Source organism: Anatilimnocola aggregata (genome assembly GCF_007747655.1).
In the GTDB taxonomy this organism is placed as follows: Bacteria; Planctomycetota; Planctomycetia; order Pirellulales; family Pirellulaceae; genus Anatilimnocola; species Anatilimnocola aggregata.
The window spans coordinates 8,518,312-8,536,418 of record NZ_CP036274.1; the positions used below are offsets into that span (position 1 = coordinate 8,518,312).

14 protein-coding genes are annotated in these 18,107 nt (G+C 59.2%); 6 read left to right on the plus strand and 8 right to left on the minus strand.

Annotated features, from left to right (window positions below; translation table 11 throughout):
* Position 1: 1 nt before the first annotated feature.
* The gene (locus tag ETAA8_RS32415) at positions 2-1,237 is read right to left on the minus strand and encodes an alpha/beta hydrolase family protein (protein WP_145099005.1); all 1,236 of its coding nucleotides are present in this window, start codon (positions 1,235-1,237) and stop codon (positions 2-4) included.
* A gap of 213 nt (positions 1,238-1,450) precedes the next feature.
* Between ETAA8_RS32415 and ETAA8_RS32420 the strand changes: the two genes are divergently transcribed.
* Positions 1,451-2,230 carry a hypothetical protein gene (locus tag ETAA8_RS32420; protein ID WP_145099008.1) on the plus strand — a complete coding sequence of 260 codons (780 nt, stop codon included), beginning with the start codon at positions 1,451-1,453 and terminating at the stop codon, positions 2,228-2,230.
* Between the two features lie 104 nt (positions 2,231-2,334).
* Positions 2,335-3,129, plus strand: a complete 795-nt coding sequence (locus tag ETAA8_RS32425; RefSeq protein ID WP_145101160.1) for a thymidylate synthase — start codon at positions 2,335-2,337, stop codon at positions 3,127-3,129.
* A gap of 70 nt (positions 3,130-3,199) precedes the next feature.
* On the opposite strand, the gene ETAA8_RS32430 is transcribed toward ETAA8_RS32425, so the two are convergent.
* Both ETAA8_RS32430 and ETAA8_RS32435 read right to left on the minus strand, forming a co-directional pair.
* The gene (locus ETAA8_RS32430; RefSeq protein WP_145099011.1) at positions 3,200-4,753 is read right to left on the minus strand and encodes a UxaA family hydrolase; all 1,554 of its coding nucleotides are present in this window, start codon (positions 4,751-4,753) and stop codon (positions 3,200-3,202) included.
* A 300-nt stretch (positions 4,754-5,053) separates the two neighbouring features.
* Entirely contained in the window at positions 5,054-6,211 is a 1,158-nt protein-coding gene (locus tag ETAA8_RS32435; protein WP_145099013.1) for an N-acetyltransferase, read from the minus strand.
* Between the two features lie 302 nt (positions 6,212-6,513).
* Between ETAA8_RS32435 and ETAA8_RS32440 the strand changes: the two genes are divergently transcribed.
* Entirely contained in the window at positions 6,514-7,533 is a 1,020-nt protein-coding gene (locus tag ETAA8_RS32440; RefSeq protein ID WP_145099016.1) for an NAD-dependent epimerase/dehydratase family protein, read from the plus strand.
* 34 nt (positions 7,534-7,567) lie between these two features.
* Positions 7,568-8,590 (plus strand): NAD-dependent epimerase/dehydratase family protein, encoded by a 1,023-nt coding sequence (locus tag ETAA8_RS32445; protein ID WP_145099019.1) that lies wholly within the window; start codon positions 7,568-7,570, stop codon positions 8,588-8,590.
* 25 nt (positions 8,591-8,615) lie between these two features.
* Here ETAA8_RS32445 and ETAA8_RS35510 read toward each other — a convergent pair whose 3' ends face one another.
* Positions 8,616-11,735: an amidohydrolase family protein gene (locus ETAA8_RS35510; protein WP_238397630.1), complete on the minus strand. Its 3,120-nt coding sequence runs from the start codon at positions 11,733-11,735 to the stop codon at positions 8,616-8,618.
* A gap of 175 nt (positions 11,736-11,910) precedes the next feature.
* On the opposite strand from ETAA8_RS35510, the gene ETAA8_RS32455 reads away from it, so the two are divergent.
* Positions 11,911-12,789, plus strand: a complete 879-nt coding sequence (locus ETAA8_RS32455) for an RAD55 family ATPase (protein ID WP_145099022.1) — start codon at positions 11,911-11,913, stop codon at positions 12,787-12,789.
* Between the two features lie 9 nt (positions 12,790-12,798).
* Here ETAA8_RS32455 and ETAA8_RS32460 read toward each other — a convergent pair whose 3' ends face one another.
* Together ETAA8_RS32460 and ETAA8_RS35090 are read right to left on the minus strand one after the other, a co-directional pair.
* Positions 12,799-13,455 (minus strand): class I SAM-dependent methyltransferase, encoded by a 657-nt coding sequence (locus ETAA8_RS32460; RefSeq protein ID WP_145099025.1) that lies wholly within the window; start codon positions 13,453-13,455, stop codon positions 12,799-12,801.
* Positions 13,456-13,687: 232 nt separating this feature from the next.
* A complete protein-coding gene (locus ETAA8_RS35090; RefSeq protein WP_202921406.1) occupies positions 13,688-14,107 on the minus strand; it encodes a hypothetical protein in 420 nt (139 codons plus the stop codon).
* A gap of 53 nt (positions 14,108-14,160) precedes the next feature.
* Between ETAA8_RS35090 and ETAA8_RS32465 the strand changes: the two genes are divergently transcribed.
* Positions 14,161-15,258, plus strand: a complete 1,098-nt coding sequence (locus tag ETAA8_RS32465) for an FAD:protein FMN transferase (protein WP_202921407.1) — start codon at positions 14,161-14,163, stop codon at positions 15,256-15,258.
* A 47-nt stretch (positions 15,259-15,305) separates the two neighbouring features.
* On the opposite strand, the gene ETAA8_RS32470 is transcribed toward ETAA8_RS32465, so the two are convergent.
* Together ETAA8_RS32470 and solA are read right to left on the minus strand one after the other, a co-directional pair.
* The gene (locus ETAA8_RS32470) at positions 15,306-16,841 is read right to left on the minus strand and encodes an NfeD family protein (RefSeq protein WP_202921408.1); all 1,536 of its coding nucleotides are present in this window, start codon (positions 16,839-16,841) and stop codon (positions 15,306-15,308) included.
* A 107-nt stretch (positions 16,842-16,948) separates the two neighbouring features.
* Positions 16,949-18,076: an N-methyl-L-tryptophan oxidase gene (gene solA / locus ETAA8_RS32475; RefSeq protein ID WP_145099034.1), complete on the minus strand. Its 1,128-nt coding sequence runs from the start codon at positions 18,074-18,076 to the stop codon at positions 16,949-16,951.
* Positions 18,077-18,107 lie beyond the last annotated feature (31 nt).

The window sequence follows — 18,107 nt, forward strand, 5'->3', positions numbered from 1 at the left end:
ACTACTTCACCACAACGCGCGTGCTGACGATCGCACCGCGGTCGTCGGTGACGGTCAGAAACCAGACAGCGGCATCGCCGGGGAGTGCCGGAGCGATGATCTGATCGCCATCGATCTTGGCAGGAACGCTTTTCCAGGTCCGTTTGTTGATCGGCCCGCCGTCAGTCGAGTAATGCACCGCAGCCTCTTTAAGCCCGGTCGCGTGTTCGCAGTGGGCGGTTACCTGCTTGCCATCGAGCTTGGGATCGGCCAGCTTCGGCAGCGCTTTGCCGCCGATCAGGTGCTGGTCGATGAACAGGCCAATCTCCTGCGGCAGCCAGCCGGGGGGATGGCCGTGCGGCATGTTCACTGTCATGCGCATTTGCTTTTCGCCCGGCACCGCGTCGTAGCTCTTCATGTAGCTATCGATGGGGTAGGCGAAGTCGTTGGTGCCGTTGACGAACAGAATCGGCATGCTGACGGCGGGCAGATATTGCTTCGGATCCCACAACTGCGTCCAACGCGTGCTTTGCTCGTCGGTCATCTTTTTCATGCGATCGGTCCAGGCACTGTTCTCCTGCAAGAACCCGCAGCCATACACGGGCACGGCTGCCTTGAAGCGGTTGTCGACACCCGAGACGATGCACGTGAGATAGCCGCCCCAGCTAATACCGGTGACGCCGGTCTTCTCGGCATCGACTTCCGGAAAACTGCGAATCAGCGAGTGGGCACGAATGACCGCGGCCACCGCGTGATAGGGCCACTGCTCACCGGGCTCCTTTAGCACGCTGCCAAACTTCTCTTCATCACCCTGATTCGGCCCGCCATCCGCCAGGCGCGTGCGATTGGCCTGCTGATGAGCGTTCTTTCCTTCCATCGGTTGATGCCCGGCCAGGTCCATGGCAATCGCGGCATAGCCACGCTTGGCCCACAACTCGGCCCATTCGCGAAACGCCGTTCCGCCGCCGCCATGTACCAGCACCATTGCGGGAAACTTCTGGTCGCTCCGTGCATTCGTCAGCGTATTGGGCGAAGCATAGTAAGCGAACACCCGCGTCGGCTTCCCGCCGTATGGCTCGCTTTCATAAAAGAGCGACCGCACGGGCTCCGTTTCGCTCACCCACTCAAACTTCGGTGCTTCGTTCAGCTTTTTCAGATCCCACGGCGAAGTGGCCGGCAGCTTGCCGGGTTCTGCGAGTGCTGGAGAAACTGAAGCGACAAACAGGTAAAGGAAGCAGGCGGAGAGGACTTGTTTCATCGCAAAGTTCTCGGTGGGAACGGCAAATTTGGAAGAGCGAAGAAGCTTATCTGTAACGGAACATTCGGGCCGTTACAATCACTTGCTTCAGCCCACTCGCAATGTTTCCCTTGCAGACGAAGGAGATCAGCCATCGAGGACAACCCCCAGCCACTGCCGACTCCGAACTCGTCGGCTGAGCACGATTTGGGGCCGTTGTTTTTCGAACGCCGAATGACGCAAGCAGACTTGCAGCAGGCCCTCATTGCTTTGGCGATTGCTGCCGCCGGATGTGTGTTCGTGGTGGTGATGGCTGCTACCGATCCCAATACGATGCCGGGAGTCTCAAAGGCGGAGATTGCCCTCCACTCGAGTTGGATGTTGGGAGTTGCGTGGCTGGTTTTTGCCGCGATCGTCTATGGATCGTGGTTTACGGTGGTCCGTGTCTACACGGCCGGGATCGTCCGCACCACGTTGCTGGGCACCACATCGCTGCACGACCGCGATGTGGAACGGATGTCCTACAGTGCCGTCGACAAGTACACCCAAAATGGTATCTATCGTTACACAACCTACTCGCTGATGTTAAAGCCGTTTGCGGTAGCGAGGGGCAAACCGATCTCGTTCACTCTCACCTGCGATCTTCCTGGTGATCGACGCATGGAAGTGCTACGCGACCGAATCGCGGCGCGGATCGCAGCGAACATGATCGAAACACTGCAGGTAGCGGGCGAGGTTGAGTGGATCAAGGGGATCACCATTAAGTCGGCGGGGGTCGAATCTCGGCAAGTTGGAGTCACCCGATTCATTTCCTGGCCGGTGCTGGGCGTGCAGTCGGATAGCGTCTGGATGTATCTATTCGACATCAATCACTCGGTGGCTCTGATGCGATTGAACACGGTTAGTCTCAACTTCTTTCCTGGCTGGCAAGTCGTAGCCGAGAAAATACGGCAACAGCAGCCAGCGCAACCTGGACCACCGCCCACAGGCGGGGATAAGTTCTCACTGAACTGAAGTTGGCTACAGGAACTTCCAGACGAGTGAATGCGTTAGAATACGTTTCGTCTGGTTTGTTTGCTCTGCACTCTGCCCCGCGAACTATTTCGTCCGCCCGCGACATGCAAAACTATCTCGACCTCTTAAAGCTCATTCTCGATCGTGGTACGGCGAAGACCGATCGCACGGGGACCGGCACGCTGAGCATTTTTGGGCACCAGATGCGGTTCGATCTGGCTGCCGGCTTTCCGCTGGTGACGACGAAAAAGTTGCACTTGCGGTCGATCATCCACGAACTGCTTTGGTTCCTCAAAGGCGAGACAAACATCGCCTATCTGAAGGAAAACAAGGTCCGCATTTGGGACGAATGGGCCAGCGAGACTGGCGAACTCGGGCCCGTGTATGGCCATCAGTGGCGCAGCTGGCCGACGGCCGATGGTGGGCAGATCGATCAGATTTCGCAGGTCGTCGAGCAGATCAAAAAGAATCCCGATTCTCGCCGCTTGATTGTCAGCGCGTGGAACGTGGGGCAGATTCCGCAGATGGCGTTGCCGCCGTGCCATTTACTCTTTCAGTTTTACGTCGCCGACGGCCGCTTGAGTTGCCAGCTTTATCAGCGGTCGGCCGACGTCTTTCTCGGCGTGCCGTTCAACATCGCCTCGTATGCGCTGCTAACGATGATGGTCGCGCAGGTCACTGGCCTCGGTCTCGGCGATTTCGTTCACACCTTCGGTGACACGCACCTCTACAGCAATCACCTGGAGCAAGCCAGGCTGCAACTAACGCGCGAGCCACGCCCGCTGCCGACGATGACGTTGAATCCGGCGGTGAAGTCGATCTTCGATTTCAAGTACGATGATTTTCAGCTAGTAAATTACGAACCGCATCCGCATATTGCAGCGCCGGTGGCTGTTTAGGAAATGCAGAAGTAAGAACGCAGAATGAAAGGCAGAAAAAGAACGCCAGCACTCGAGCTTCATTCTGCATTTACAGAGTCGGCCCAATCTGCCAGGGCACGAACTCTTCATCGCCATAGCCCAGCAATTCACTCTTCGTCTTCTCACCACTCGCGACGCTGATGATCTTTTCGAAGATCTCGCGGCCAACTTCATCGACACTCTTGCCGTTGAGGATTTCGCCGGCGTTGATGTCCATGTCGTCGATCATTCGTTCGTACATCGGCGTGTTGCTGGCGACTTTGATCGAAGGGACCGGCTTGCAGCCGAAGCAACTACCGCGGCCGGTGGTGAAGACAATCATGTTGCAACCGCCAGCAACAAGGCCAGTGACACTGGGCGGGTCGAAGCCGGGTGTGTCCATCACGCAGAAGCCCTTGGCCGTAATGGGCTCCGCGTATTGATAGACCTCCGAGAGCGCGGTCGTGCCTGCTTTGGCCACCGCGCCGAGTGATTTCTCGGCGATGGTGGTGAGACCACCTTCCTTGTTGCCGACCGACGGATTGTTATCGATCTCCACTCCATACAAGCTGGTGTGCCAGAGCCACCACTTGATCCGTTCGAGCAGTTTGTCGGCCACTTCGACGGATTTCGCCCGCCGTGTGAGCAAGTGCTCGGCGCCGTAGATCTCGGTTGTTTCGGCCAACACACTGGTGCCACCCGCGGCGACGAGCATATCGGAAGCAACGCCAAGCGCCGGATTGCAAGTGACGCCGCTGTTGCCGTCACTGCCGCCGCAATTGGTGCCGAGAATGATCTCGCTGATGGGAATCGGCTCGCGGCGAACGTCGTTTCCTTGCGGCAGCAGTTCAGCCAGCGCTTTAATGCCCGCTTCGACGGTCTTCGCAGTCCCCCCCAGATCTTGCATCGAGAGAATCGGCGGCAACTTGCGGTTTCCTTTGCCGTCGAGCGAGATCAGTTTTTGCGAATCGAGCAAATAGCCAATTGGCGCGTTTTCGCAGCCCAGGCCGATGATTAAAAACCCACCGATGTTCGGATGCCGCGCGGCTCCGGCCAATGTGCGGGCCAGAATCTCGTGCTGCAGACCGCCGTACTGCAGCCCGCAGCCGCCGCCATGGCGAAAGGCAATCACGCCGTCGATGTTGGGGTAATCCTTGAGCACTTGCTTATCGAACTTCTCGGCGATGTAGCGCGAGACGGTCGACGAGCAATTGACCGACGAAATAATGCCGATGTAGTTGCGAGTTCCAGCGCGGCCATCTTTGCGGCGATAGCCTTGAAACGTCCGTCCCGTGATCGGCGGCAAGTCGGCAGGAATTTCCTGAGCCTTCGCATAGTCGCGAACGAAGTCGCCGTTGTGCAGATTGTGGCTGTGAATCCAATCGCCCGGTTCGGCGGCAGATGTTGTCGAGCCGATGATCTGGCCATACTTCAGCACGAGAGCGCCCTCAGCGATCGGCACCAAGGCGATCTTGTGGCCGATCTTGATCGACTGAGCGAGCGTGATCGTGCGCCCCGCAACTTGCAACTGTTCGCCGGCGTCCAGGTGCCGCGCGGCGACGACGATGTTGTCTTCGGGATGCAAATGCACGACATCGGCACGGCGGCCGGCGGTCACGATCATGATGTTCCTAACGACCAGTAGCTAGCGATTGGGTGGGCTGGCAAATCAAAGGCGGGTGCGTCTCAACGCTACCAACAGCCGGGTTATGCGTCAATTCGGCGGAGGGGAGAGTTGTTGATTTAGCCGCTGCCGGGGCGGATCATCGAACGTCGCCTGGCTCAGCAGCACGGCTTGCTGGGGGTGTTGAAAAAGTCGCGAACTTATTCAACACCAGCATGCGTAACTCTCGGGATTCCCGCGCGTGAGTGTTGATAAAGTCGGGGACTTTTTCAACGAGTACGATGAATTCGGAGTGCCGCTTTACGCGGAAGCAATTGCCGGGGCAGGTGCATCAGCAATGGGCAGGTCGAAAATTCGGTAGTTCTTGACGATCTTCGCGCCGCCGCGCTTGAGCGTCTTGTAGCTGAGATGGTTGCTTTCGAGTACCCAGCTGAACTCGGCGTCGGTCGCGCCCCACTCACGCACACTGGGGAGCAAGTGGGCCAGCACGACAAGACCGAGGCCCCATTTTTGATATTCGGGAAGCACGTTGGTGCTGATGACGCGGATTCGCTTGATCGCCCGCTTGTTGTACAGCAGCTTGATGAACCCAAAGGGAAACAGCCGGCCATCGATGGCCTTAATCCGCGGGTTGTAATCGAGCATGGCGAATGATGAGCCGACCGGCTTGCCGTCGACCTCGACAACAGCAGTCATCTCGGGAACGATCAGCATTTTGAGCGACTTGGCGGCATGAGTAACCTCGGCGTCGGACATGGGAGCAAAGCCCCAAGTTCCCACCAGTGACTGGTTATACAGTTGCAAGAACAGACGCACGTCCTCATCGAATTTCGCGGGGTTCAGCCGGCGCATTTTCACCTGGAAGCGCTCGCGTACTTCACGGGCGATGTAAGCCACCTTCTCGTCCATCGTGTCGACCATGCTGATGTGGCCCCAAAAGGCCGCCAGATCTTCGACCTTGGCAAAGCCATAGTTCTCGATCAGCCGCTGATAGTAGGGCGGGTTGTGCGTCATCATGAACGTCGGCGGCGTATCGAACCCTTCGATCAGCAGCCCGCATTCGTGATTGAGCGAAGGGTTTACCGGCCCGCGCATCACCGTCATTCCGCGCTGCGTGAGCCAGGTGCGGGCGGCATCGAAGAGGGCGCGCGAGACGTCCAAGTCGTCGATTGCTTCGAAGAAGCCGAAGAAGCCGACAGTGTCGCCTTGCGTGCGATTGTGCGCACGATTGACGATTGCGGCGACCCGCCCCACGGGCTGGTCACTTTGCCAGGCGACAAAGGTTTGGATTTCCGCATCGTTGTAAAAGGGATGATGAATGTAGTTCACCATCTCCTTCTGGTTTTGACGCAGCGGCGGAACCCAGTTGGGATAGGCCGAGTTAATGAGCCAAGGTAAGTGCAGGAACGCTTTACGCTCGCGACTGGTTTCGGCCGGCTTAACAACAATAGGTGCCATGATCGTCCGTGAGTTTAACCGGGTAGTGACGCGGCGTTGACCGGGTGGCGACCGCAACATCAAAAAGAGGGGGATCGCAACACGAGGAAACGTGAAAAGTGGAAATTCTGCTCTGGCCATTTTTGGCCAAATTGCAATGATACGAATTACAGCGAAGCTGCTGGCATGATACCCCATACCGCTCCGGTCAGGGACAGCAGTTTACGCCCCTTGCTGAGTCGCTTCTAAAGCACTCGTTCAGCAACAGTGGCGCTTGGGCTAGACTGCGTGAAAGCGCATGCTCTCACGACGAGATCAATGGAATGAAATACCTTATCACCGGCGCTACGGGCCTGATCGGGAACAACACCGTTCGACAGTTGCTCGCCCAAGGTGAGCAGGTTCGCGTTCTCACGCGCCAAAAAACACCGCTCGTGGAGTTGGACGGGCTGAATGTTGAAATCTGCCACGGCGATATTCGCGATGCCGCAAGCGTGCAAACTGCGGTTCGGAATGTCGACTGCGTGATTCATGCCGCCGCCCACGTCCAAGTGGGCTGGACGCAGCAGAAACTGCATCAACAGGTGAATGTGGAAGGGACGCGCAATGTGGCGGCTGCTGCATGCGGCCAAAAAGTGCGTCTCGTCCACATTTCGACCATCAACACACTCGGACTAGGTTCGTTGGCGAACCCCGCCAACGAAGAAACCGGTCAGCCCGGTCTGGTTCCCTGTCACTATGCCACGTCGAAGGCCGATGCCGAGAAGGTGGTGCAGCAATTCATCGACCGCGGCCTCGATGCCGTCATCGTCCATCCCTCGTTCTCATTAGGGCCCTGGGACTGGAAACCCTCTTCCGGGCGCATGTTCCTGGCTGTGAATCGCGGCACTGTGGTTGCCCCCTCCGGGGCCTATAACGTTTCTGACGTTCGTGACGTTTCTGCGGGGATTGCCGCAGCGGCAAAACTTGCCCCCACGGGCAGACGATACATTCTAGGTGGACATAACCTGTCTTACCTGGATGCCTGGCGAGCCTTTGCCCAAGCTTCGGGCAAGGTGGGGCCACGTTTTCGTCTCGGTCCCATCGCCCGCTGTGTTGCTAGCGTCGGGACTGACCTGTGGACTCGCTACACAGGAATCGAAGGGGGAGTAAACTCTGCTTCGCTAGGCATCGGTTCGCAAGAAACATGCTTCTCCAGTCAGCGGGCGGAGAAAGAATTGGGCTACCGAATTCGCAACTTAAAAGAAACAGTTACTGATGCCTGGAATTGGTTTTGCGAGCACGGTTACGTCGATCACCACCGTTCCCATGTGGGACGAGCGGCCGCTAGCTTTCTTCCCTAGTTTCCGCACAGTCGGGGCGGTTTAAGGTCGCTCCATGACTGAAGTGCTCGTTACCGGCGGCAATGGTTTCATTGGCCGCAACCTGATCGAAACGCTGCTGTTTCGTGGTCACCGAGTACGCTGCCTCGTGCGCAATCCACAGGCCAGCATTATCTTGAAGGACCTGGGGGCCGATTTGATCCAGGGGGATCTCAGCGACGCGGCTTCCATTCACGCGGCCGTCGCCGGCACCGAGGTGGTCTATCACCTGGCCGGGCTCACTGCTGCTGTCGATCCCGAAGATCTGCTGCGAGCTAATCGCGATGGAACCGGCATCGTCGCCGACGCTATCGCCGCGCAGCCCAATCCACCGACGCTGCTGCTGGTCTCTTCGGTGGCTGCTTCGGGTCCCGCCACGCGAGGTCAGGTCCGCATCGAGGCCGATCCACCCTCCCCCGTTTCAAATTACGGCAAAAGCAAACTTGCTGGCGAGCAGGCAGCCCTGGCCCGTGCAGCGAAGATACCGCTGACCATCGTCCGTCCTGGCGTGGTTTTCGGCCCGCACGACCGCGCGGTCCTGACGGCGCTCAAAACGATTCAGCGGTTCCGCATGCACCCGGTTCCCGGTTGGCACAATCCACCCTTGTCGTGGATTTATGTGGCCGACCTGGTGGAACTGCTGATGAAAGCCGTCGCCCACGGGGAGCGTGTCCCCGCCAGCGCGGCGCACGCGGACTACTCGCCACAAGGTTGTTACTTTGGCGTCGTCCAAGAGCATCCGACCTATGCCGAATTCGGCGACATGACGCGCTACGTCTTACATCGCCCCTACATGCCGATTATCCACTGCCCCGGCGCAATCTCCTGGTTCGCAGCTTCGGTAAACGAAACCCTCTCGCGCTTTAAGAAGAAGCCCGACGTCTTCAATCGCGATAAGATTCGCGAAGCCCTCGTCGATTCCTGGGCTTGCTCACACGAAAAGGCCCACCATCAATTGGGCTTTGTACCCGCGGCCACGTTGCAAGAACGCTTGAACGAAACCATTGCCTGGTACCGTTCCAAACGCTGGTTGTGGTAAACGCAGAATAAGAAAAACAAAGACCTCATTCTGCCTTCTGCAGTCTTCGTTCTGCATTCCCCTGCCCGCGGCTATGTTGACAGTATTCGTCTTCACGCGGCCACAGGTCGGCTTCGTTGACGGTCTTTTCGCCCGACTTGGCTTTGCTTTCGCCCGAGGCCAGAATCTTGCCAATGATGGCCGCCCGCAGTTGCTCATCGGTCTTACGTTGTGCGGCGTCTTGGGCGCGATCGAAATATTTGCGGCCGTCGATCCAGGTTTCCTCACAACGGGCGAGCGTCGATAAGGGGGGGCCATTCCAGACGACAAAGTCGGCGTCTTTGCCCACTTCGAGCGAGCCCACCTGCTTGTCGATTCGGAGTTGCTTGGCCGGATTGAGCGTGACGAACTTCAGCGCTTCGGTCTCGGGAATGCCGCCGTACTTCACGGCTTTGGCCGCTTCATGATTCAAGTGCCGCGCAAGTTCGCGATCGTCCGAGTTGAACGAAACGTTCACGCCTGCCTGGTACATCAGCAGGCCGTTGTAAGGAATGGCATCCAGCACTTCAAACTTATAGCCCCACCAGTCGGAGAACGACGAACCCGCGGCACCATGCCGCGCGATAGCATCGGCCACTTTGTAGCCTTCCAGAATGTGCTGCAGCGTGGCGATTTTCACCCCGTGCGTTTCGCACACGCGCAGCAGCGCCAGGATTTCATCCTGCCGATAGCTGTGGCAATGGACGAGTCGCGAACCTTCGAGCACTTCGACGAGCGCGTCGAGTTCCAAGTCGCGCCGCGGCGGCAGACCTTCGTGATTTAGTTTCCACTGCGCATGTTGCCGGCGATAATCGCGGGCCGAGACCATGGCGTCTTCCAAAATCTGTTCGACTCCCATCCGCGACTGCGGATATCGCTTCGTGTAGCGCTCGCCCCAGTTGCTTTGCTTCACGTTTTCGCCCAGCGCGAACTTGATGCCGAGCGCGGCACCTGCGAACTTCAGCCCCGCGCTGTCGCTCCCCCAGCGGAGCTTAATCACTTGGTTCTGGCCGCCGATCGGATTGGCACTGCCATGCAGAATGTTCGACGAAGTGACACCACCCGCCAGCTGTCGATAGATGTTAATGTCGTTGGCGTCGATGAAATCGCCGATCCGCACTTCAGCGGTGATTGCCTGCCCCGCTTCGTTGATGCCGCCGTCGGTCGCCATGTGCGAATGGCAGTCGATGATGCCGGGTGAAATGTGCTTCCCTTTGGCATCGATGACGAGCGCGTTTTGTGGAATCTCAAGATCGGTACCGACCGCGGCAATTTTCCCTGCGCGAATAAGCAGCATGCCATTCTCAATGACGGCAGGCTCGGCCGCGGTCCAGAGCTTGGCGTTCTTAATCACAACCACCGCGGGCTGGGGAGGTAATTCACTCCGTCCCAAGTCGCCAAGCGGAAAATTGACTTTCGAAATGGCGGCGAGATCCTTCTTCTCTTCCTTAACGCCCTTGTCTTCGGCGGTAGTTGGCTCTCCGGGAACATCGGTGGATGTTCGTTTGCCGGTCAGCTTCGAGCGCGAACCATCGGCCCAGATCACTTCGCCGGCAATCTCAAGTTCGTCTGTCTTCGCAGAAATCACTCCGGTGCCGCGCGCGGTGCCAGTTTGGTCGAGCAGTTTACCCTCAAATGAGAACTCGACGACCGAATCGCGCACACTCAGCGACTTTAGTTTTTCAGCCTTATCAAGTTTGTCCGCCCGCGCGAGCTCCTCGCTGAGGGACCAACGGCCCGTTGGCTTGGCAGCGGTTCCTTGCAGGGCGAGATGAATCCGCGCGAACTTGTCGGGCTGATCGCTGAATTCGAACTGCCACAGCCCGCGAACATCGGTACGAACCGGTTCGACCAGTTCGAACCGCTCGCCTTCGACCCAAGTTTCGAGCACTTTCGTTTTGCCCGCAAAAATGTCGCCATCAGTCACAATCAAGCAGGCTAGTTTGCCCGGCTCGATCGTTCCCAATGAACGCTCGAGTCCGAGCAATTGGGCTGGCGTGGTGGTGAGCGCTTTGAGCGCGCTCTCCGCAGAAAGTCCGCGTTCGACCGCGCGGCGCACTGCGGGGAGAAACTCGGTGACGTCTTTCAGTCCGAATGCCGTGAGCGCGAGAGGAACTCCGGCTGCATCGAGCCGGGCAGGATTTTCGGGCGCGAGATCCCAGTGCATCAATTGTTCGAGCGATACATCGAGCGCGGCAGCTACCGTCTCGACATTCGGCGGCGCTGGGAATGTCACAGGCACGATTACCGTGCGGCCACTCTGCTTGATGAGATCGACGCGGCGATATTCCCGCCCCACGCCGCGCACGGCTAACCGCAGCCCGAATTCACGGGCGAAGTCATCGGCCCGCAGCAAGAACTGTTCATCGCTGGCGTCGGCAATGACCAATTGTTCCCCCTCCACGACCGGCGCGAGGGCAGCGAAGCTGCGCGAGGCATCGATGCGCGGCAGCAAGGGATTCGCTGCGGAGGCAGCTGTCGCCTGGCGATGCCACTGGGCATCGAGCATCGTTTGCCGAGCGAGGGCCACGGCGCCCATCGGCGAGTTCGGGAATTCATCGCGATTCACACCATAGGGTACGGTCAGGCGCAGATGCTGCGCGGCCCGCGACTTGGCAATGGTGGGACGTTGGGCATCCCCTTGCAGGACGACCGTACTTTGTCCCTTGATGACGCCCCCTTCAGGCGCGACCAGCCGGGCGGTGATTCCCTGCCCGCGATACTTGGCATGCACCGCTTCATCAGCTGTGTAGTACGCGGCCATTTCGAGTTCAGGAGTAACGCGGCGGCTCCAATGCCGATTGGAGTTCGGCAACTTGTCGACCGGAATCGCCTGCTCGCTGAAAGCGTCAATGAAGCCAGCGTAGAGCGTTTTGCCTTTCAGATTCCAAATGTGGGCTTCGGGCGGGATCGTCACCTTTTCGCCGACGGCCACGATGACTCCATCGCGCACGAGGACTGTGCCAGCTTCCAGTACCGTGCCGGGTTGCGAGATAATCTTCGCACCGACGAGCGCGTGAACGCGCGGCGTGCGATCGCGGAGCCCGGCCACTGGTTCGATGTTGGGCGGGGCTGCCAGCACGGTCGTGACGGTCAAGCAGAGGGTGGCGAACCACGGGAGGCGCATGGTGTCATCTCGATGGAAGGGAATGCAGGCAGATTCTCTCTCTGCCGAGCCTAATCGGCGGCGCTGCGGATCGAAAGCCTGCGAGCCCGATTTTAGGCCCCCGACGAATCGCCCGGGCTGAGTTATCATGGGTGCTCTACTGTTCCCGACGATGTGAATTACAAAGGGTGTTCCGTTGAAGCAGCGACAAACGACTGGCGTGGATGGGCTCGACGAGTTGCTGGGGGGCGGGCTGCTGCCAGGAACATTAACGGTCGTCGTCGGGGCGACGGGCATCGGCAAGACGCAACTCGGGCTGCAGTTTGCCAATGCGGGCCTGACGCAAGAAAAGAAGCGCGGCGTGATCTTCGATTGCAGCTCGCGCGGCGATTCGCAGAACCACAGCGATTACACCGAGCGGATGTTCGATCATCGCTTGCCGGTGTTCGACGCCGATCAGCCCATCGATCTCGAGCATTTCTTTGCGGCGAATCAGAACTTTGGCGAATACCTGCACGTGTTCGATTACACGGGGCAGCGAGTGACCCGCAAGGATCTCGACTGGGACGACTGGCGCAACTGGCAAGCGCACTTGAATGCCCGTCTGCGGGCTGCAATCGCCTTTCTCTACGGCAACCTGGTGCAAGGTTCGCGACGGATTGTGGTCGATGGCATTGAGCCCGTCGATCGCCCCGGCGAGTCGATCCAGTTCCACTTGTTCGAATACGTCTATCACCAAGTGCTGCGGAAAGATCCCGAGTGGGTGGCTCGCGACCTGTTTCGCGAACACTATCGCCGCAATGCCGAAGCAGCGGCCCAGCACCTCTACAATCCGCAGGGGGTCGGCTGCTTGTTGCTGGTCACGTCGCACGAGACGATGCTCGACGACCTGATCAGCCGTCCGCTAGCCGAGGGCGACGTCCTCTCGAATGCCAATACGCTGATTTACATGGGCAAGACGCGCAACGGTGACCGCATGGGGCGGTCCATCTTTGTTGCCAAGCACCGCGGCAGCGCGTGCGACGAGCGAATTGTGCCGTACACAATCGACGACCGCGGCGTGCATGTTGGCTAGGTGAGTGTTCTAAGCTTTGACGGCCATGAACGACTTCGTCAGGCCGGCGACTCGCTCGTCGATCAATTGTGCGTCCGGGAACATGGCCGCGAATTCGCGCCGGCTGAGAAGTTGAATCTCGCGGGCGTAGCCGATGGCTTCTGCCTCGGTCTTGGCCTTGGGAAACCAGCCTAGCTGAAAGCGGCGCAGGAGAAACACCTTTGTCCGCTCGGGCAAGAACTGAAAGCCCGGGAAGAGGAAGTGGGGCTCGATGGGGAAATAGCGGTTGGGCGTTTGCACAAAGTAGCGCTGGCCAACGCGACGAATTTCGTCAGCCATCCGTTGTTGATCGGCGGGACCACCCACGTGTTCGATCACGCTGTTCGAAAAGACGAGATCGAATTCGCCAGTACCGAATTGCGACAGGTCGCGAGCATCGCCGACGATCCACTTGAATCTCTCATCGGGAGTCTCGGCGGGGAAAATATTGAGGACAGTGAACTGCAGATCGTCGCGCTCGGCCAGGTCCATCGTTTTCCAAAAGACATCGGTACCGCCGACATCCAGAATTCGCAGCGGCTTCGGCGCGGCATCGATCACCGCCATCAAGTGTGCGAGTCGTTTGCGGCGAGCCTTGTAGGCGAACGATTGCTTGTTCTGAAAATCAGCTTGCGCGGTGGTGGACATGATAGTTCGCTGCGGGCCAAGGATGGATGTCTGTTGCCGGAATCGACACCCTAAACCTAGCCCGCAATGGCCTCAGAGGCGGGTTCTGTGGCGGCGCACAAAGCACAGCAATTGACGCGATTGGCCGCACCGTGAGTGGCAGAATCGGCAACACCGTCACAAGCGGAAAGTGGGGACGACGTCACGGCGAAGCAGCAGGCCTGCGAGTGTCTCACGCCCCTTCCACGAGCGATTAACCAAGCGATTCGACGATCCGCCCATAGCTCCACATCACGACGAGCGCACAGGTCCCGATGAGGAGCGCGGTCCAAGCGAGAACTGCGAACGACAGCAAAATCTTGCTGCGAGTCGAGAATGCTTTGCTCTGCCAGAGCCAATGCAGCCCTAGCGCGCCGGTCACAAAAAAAAGAACGCTCAGCAGCAGCCAAGGGTTGTCGCGAATCTCGCGCCAGGAGGCACCGGGATTGGTTGCCGTGTGGTGATCCTCGCCAGCCGAAACGCTTTCCTCCGCGGGCAGAGCGGCGACGGCCTCTTCCCCCTCAGCCCCATTTTCGACAACAGCATCCAGCGGTTCATCGGGCATGTTGGCTTCGTCGCGGTGGCTGGGAAGTTCGGCGGGTACCTGGCAGCCACCAATATGTTCGACGGGCACCGTGGTGGGAACCCGGGGGCAGGCCGCCGACAGGAGGTTACAATAAGGCAAGTATGAGCCCACCGAATGACAAATCCTCGCGCCGCGACTTTTTGGCCGGCCGCAGTGCGCGCGAAGTGCTGGTGAAGTTAGCTGCCGAGACGAAGCCAGCTCCCAAGCAGGTGGCGGCAGCGCCGGTGGAACAGCGGCCAGCTCGTCCGCTGCTGCATGTCAGCCGCGAGGCGATGGCCTGCGAGTTCGAGATCTTCTTCGATCCGGTGCGATATCCCAGCGGCACCGATGTCTCAGTCGTCGCGCTCGACCTGATTACCGCGCTCGAGGATCAACTGACTATTTATCGCGAGACCAGCGAAGTCAGCAGACTCAATGCAATCGCGTCGTTCCGGCCCGTGGCAGTCGAAATTGGGTTGTTCGAACTGCTGCAGCGAGCCAAGGAATTGTCCCAGCAGACAGGCGGGGCGTTCGACGTTACCGCCGGACAGTTGAGCAAAACGTGGGGCTTCTTTCGTCGCGAGGGTCGCTTTCCGACACCAGCAGAAATCGCTGAGGCTCTGGCCTTGGTGGGAAGCGACAGTTTGGAACTGAACGCTGCCGGGCAGTCGGTTCAATTCATGAAGCCCGGGATGGAACTAAACTTCGGCGCGATCGGCAAGGGATATGCGCTCGATCGAGCGGCCGATCTGCTGGCCGAGAAAGGACTCTGCGATTGCATGTTGCACGGCGGCAACAGCAGCGTGCTCGCGCGCGGGTCGCGCGAAGAAGGTGCCGATCACTGGACCGTGGCCCTGAAACATCCACTCAAGCCCAACGAGCGACTCGGTGAGTTTTTCCTCCGCAATCAGGCGTTGGGAACTTCCGGCAGTGGCTCGCAGTATTTTCATCATGCCGGCAAACGCTACGGGCATATCATCGACCCGCGCACCGGCTGGCCCGCCGAAGCTGTGCTCTCCAGCACCGTCATCGCGCCGACGGCTGCCGAAGCCGATGCGCTGGCGACGGCCTTGTATGTGATGTCGCTCAGCGAAGCTGAAGCGTTTGCGAAAGTGCGGCCCGATGTCGCGGTGCTCTTGATCACGCACGGCAAACATCCGGGAGCAATCGAGCTCCATCCGTTCAATCTGCCGGCTGACGCGTGGCGCAACGTGGGATAGACTGCCAGGCTTGTCGAGTGCAAACACGAGGATGACAGGCTGGAAGCCTATCCCACGTATTCTTCAACGACGATGCGGCCGTAGCCGATTTCGACAACGCGAACGTCGACGTTCACACCGATGACATCGCCTGTGGAGACGACATCGACGCGCTCGCCGTCGATGATCGCGCGGCCGCTGGGGCGCAAGATGGTCGTCGTTCTGCCAATCGCGCCGACCGCCACCTTCTTGGCAGCGGGCACAACGGTGTCTGTCGCGTCGATCGATTCCGTGGCGTCGGCCATCGCGCCCCCTGGGGTCAGAATCAGCTGGCTGAGGAGCGGAATTCGCCCGAGGTACGAAGTCATGGCATAAGCAATTCCCGCGAAGATGAAACCGGCTGCCATGAGCGTGGCGATCGAGCCGATGGTGATTGTCAAATCGGCAGCAGTCTCCGGAATAATGAACCGCTGCGAGGCAAGGACCACCGAGACACCAAGCAGCAACAGGCCGGCCACGCCCGAGACACCAAAGCCGGGAAGGACGAAGAGTTCGATGGCGAGAAAGACGAGGCCGAGGCCAAACAGAATCACTTCGAGCCAACCCGATGTGCCCGAGAGAAAGCGACTCCAGAAGAACAGCGATGCGCAGGTGAGGGCGAGCAACCCGCCGATGCAAGTGCCCGGCGCGCAGCATTCGTACAGCACGCCGACAAGTCCCAACACAAACAGCAGCCCTGTGACCCACCAGAGGGTAAGGATGTAAACGGCGCGATCAATGTTATCGATGTCGTAGGTCTTCCATTTGCCGGCGACGTTATAGCGGGCCTTCAGTTCGTCCAGGTTGGCGACGGTTCCTTCGGCCAAAGTGAGCGCTTTCGCCCGCTCGCCCGAGACCGTGAGAAAGCTTCCTTTTTTGGACTCCAGAACCAATTCCCGCTTTTCCCAATCGGCACTATCAGCCTTGGAGCTGGCTTCTTTTTCGGTCAGGTATTCTTCGGCATTGGTCCGCTCGTTCACGTAGTGGAAGACTTCGCTGTCCATATCGACCATCGCTTCGGCCAAGGCTGGGGGCCGCTTGTGCTCGGCTGCGAGGACGCGCATTTCGGTGACCAGCGGGCTGCGGATTTTCTCCGGCGCGTGGCGGAACATAAAGTCCTGATCGAGAAAAATAACGCCGACGTCCCCCAGGCGGGCCGTGGGGCGCATGATGATTTCGTCGCAGCCCAGCGAAACGAGCGCGGCACCGCTGAGGGCTTCGCGGGGGATAAAGGCGACCGTGTGAACACCGCTAAGGCTGTTCAGCTTGTTGGCGATATCGAGGCTCTCTTGCAAATAACCGCCGGGGCTGTCGATTTCGAACACGATCAAATCGGCACCAGCCTGGCGCGCGGCGGCTAACTTGCGCTCGACGTATGCTTTCGTCCAGCCATCGATGGACCCGTTGAACTGAATGACCGCGGCCTTTTGGAATTTCGACTGCGGGCCAATCACTTCGGGCGCAGCCTCTTGCGCGAGCAACAGCGAAGCAAAAATCGCCAGCAGGAGTGCGCCGAGAGAGAATTGCCTCAGCCGGGACTGCGGGACGGAATGACGACGTCGCATAAGCAGTGTTGACAATGAAAAGTGGACACGAGCGGCAACCGACAGTTGCATTCTAGTGTGAGACGCAAGGAAATGCCCGTAACGATTCGAAAACCATATCACAGCACTCAGTGAAAGCGGGCCAATGACAAAAACTCAACGGGGAGCTTGGTTCGTTCCGTCAGCGCCCAATCGGCGAGGACTTCGCCCAGCACGCCAGTGAATTTGAAGCCGTGACCCGAGAGGCCAGCAGCGAAAAAAACGTGCTCGGCCTGTGGATGCCGGTCGAGGAGGAAATTCTCGTCGGGAGACATGGTGTAAAAACAAACGCTGCGGTGTGCGGGAGTAAGAGAGACGCCCGGCAAGTAATCGCGGGCGAAGGTGAGGACGCGATCTTGATCGGCAGGGTCGAGCAACCGAGCCTCGTGGAGCGGATCGGTCACGACCTGGCCGCCGCTATGTTCGCCGCACTTCAGGCCGCGCTCGTTGATGGCTGGCAGGCCGTAAAAGACGCCGTGGGGCAATTCGTATAAGTAGGCAGGCGCGCCATGGGCGGCTTGATACTCGGGCTGCGCAGTGGGGAGCCAATAAATGTGCTTGCGACGGACGATCAGTGGGACGTTGATCGCCCGGAGAAAATCGCCTGCCCAAGGGCCCGCGGTAACGATCAGCTTGGCCGCCGAGAACTCACCCTGATCGGTTCGCACAGTCACTCCCGCCGCCGAATCCTGCCAGCTAAGGACGTTGACGCCGCTGCGCAGTTCCGCGCCGCAATCAATCGCCGCGGCGCAATGGGCCTGCACGCAGCGTTCGACATACAGCAGCCCCGCCCGGCGCTCATAGACGGCGTGCATCTCGGCAGGAACACGAAAGCCAGAGAAACGCCGCTCCGATTCAGTGGCCGTCAGCAGTTCCACATCGAGGCTGTGCAACTCGGCGGCTTGCAGCACTCCACTCACGACCGCGCCTTCGCGGGGGCCAATTTGCAGCAGGCCGACTTGTGAAAAGAGTTTGTCGTCAACTTTTTCTTCGAGCTCGCCCCACAACTCATAAGCGCGGCGAAGGAGCGGCACATAATCGGCATGTTCGAAGTAAGCCTGGCGAATGATGCGGGTCTCGCCGTGGGAACTTCCCCGGTCGTGCCCGGCCGGAAAACGATCGAGCCCGAGGACGCGCGCCCCACGACGAGCCAATTGCCAGCAGGCAGCGCTCCCCACGCCGCCGGTCCCCAGAACGATCGCATCGTACGTACTCATAGTCGCCTATCATGCGAGCTGGCTGGTCTGC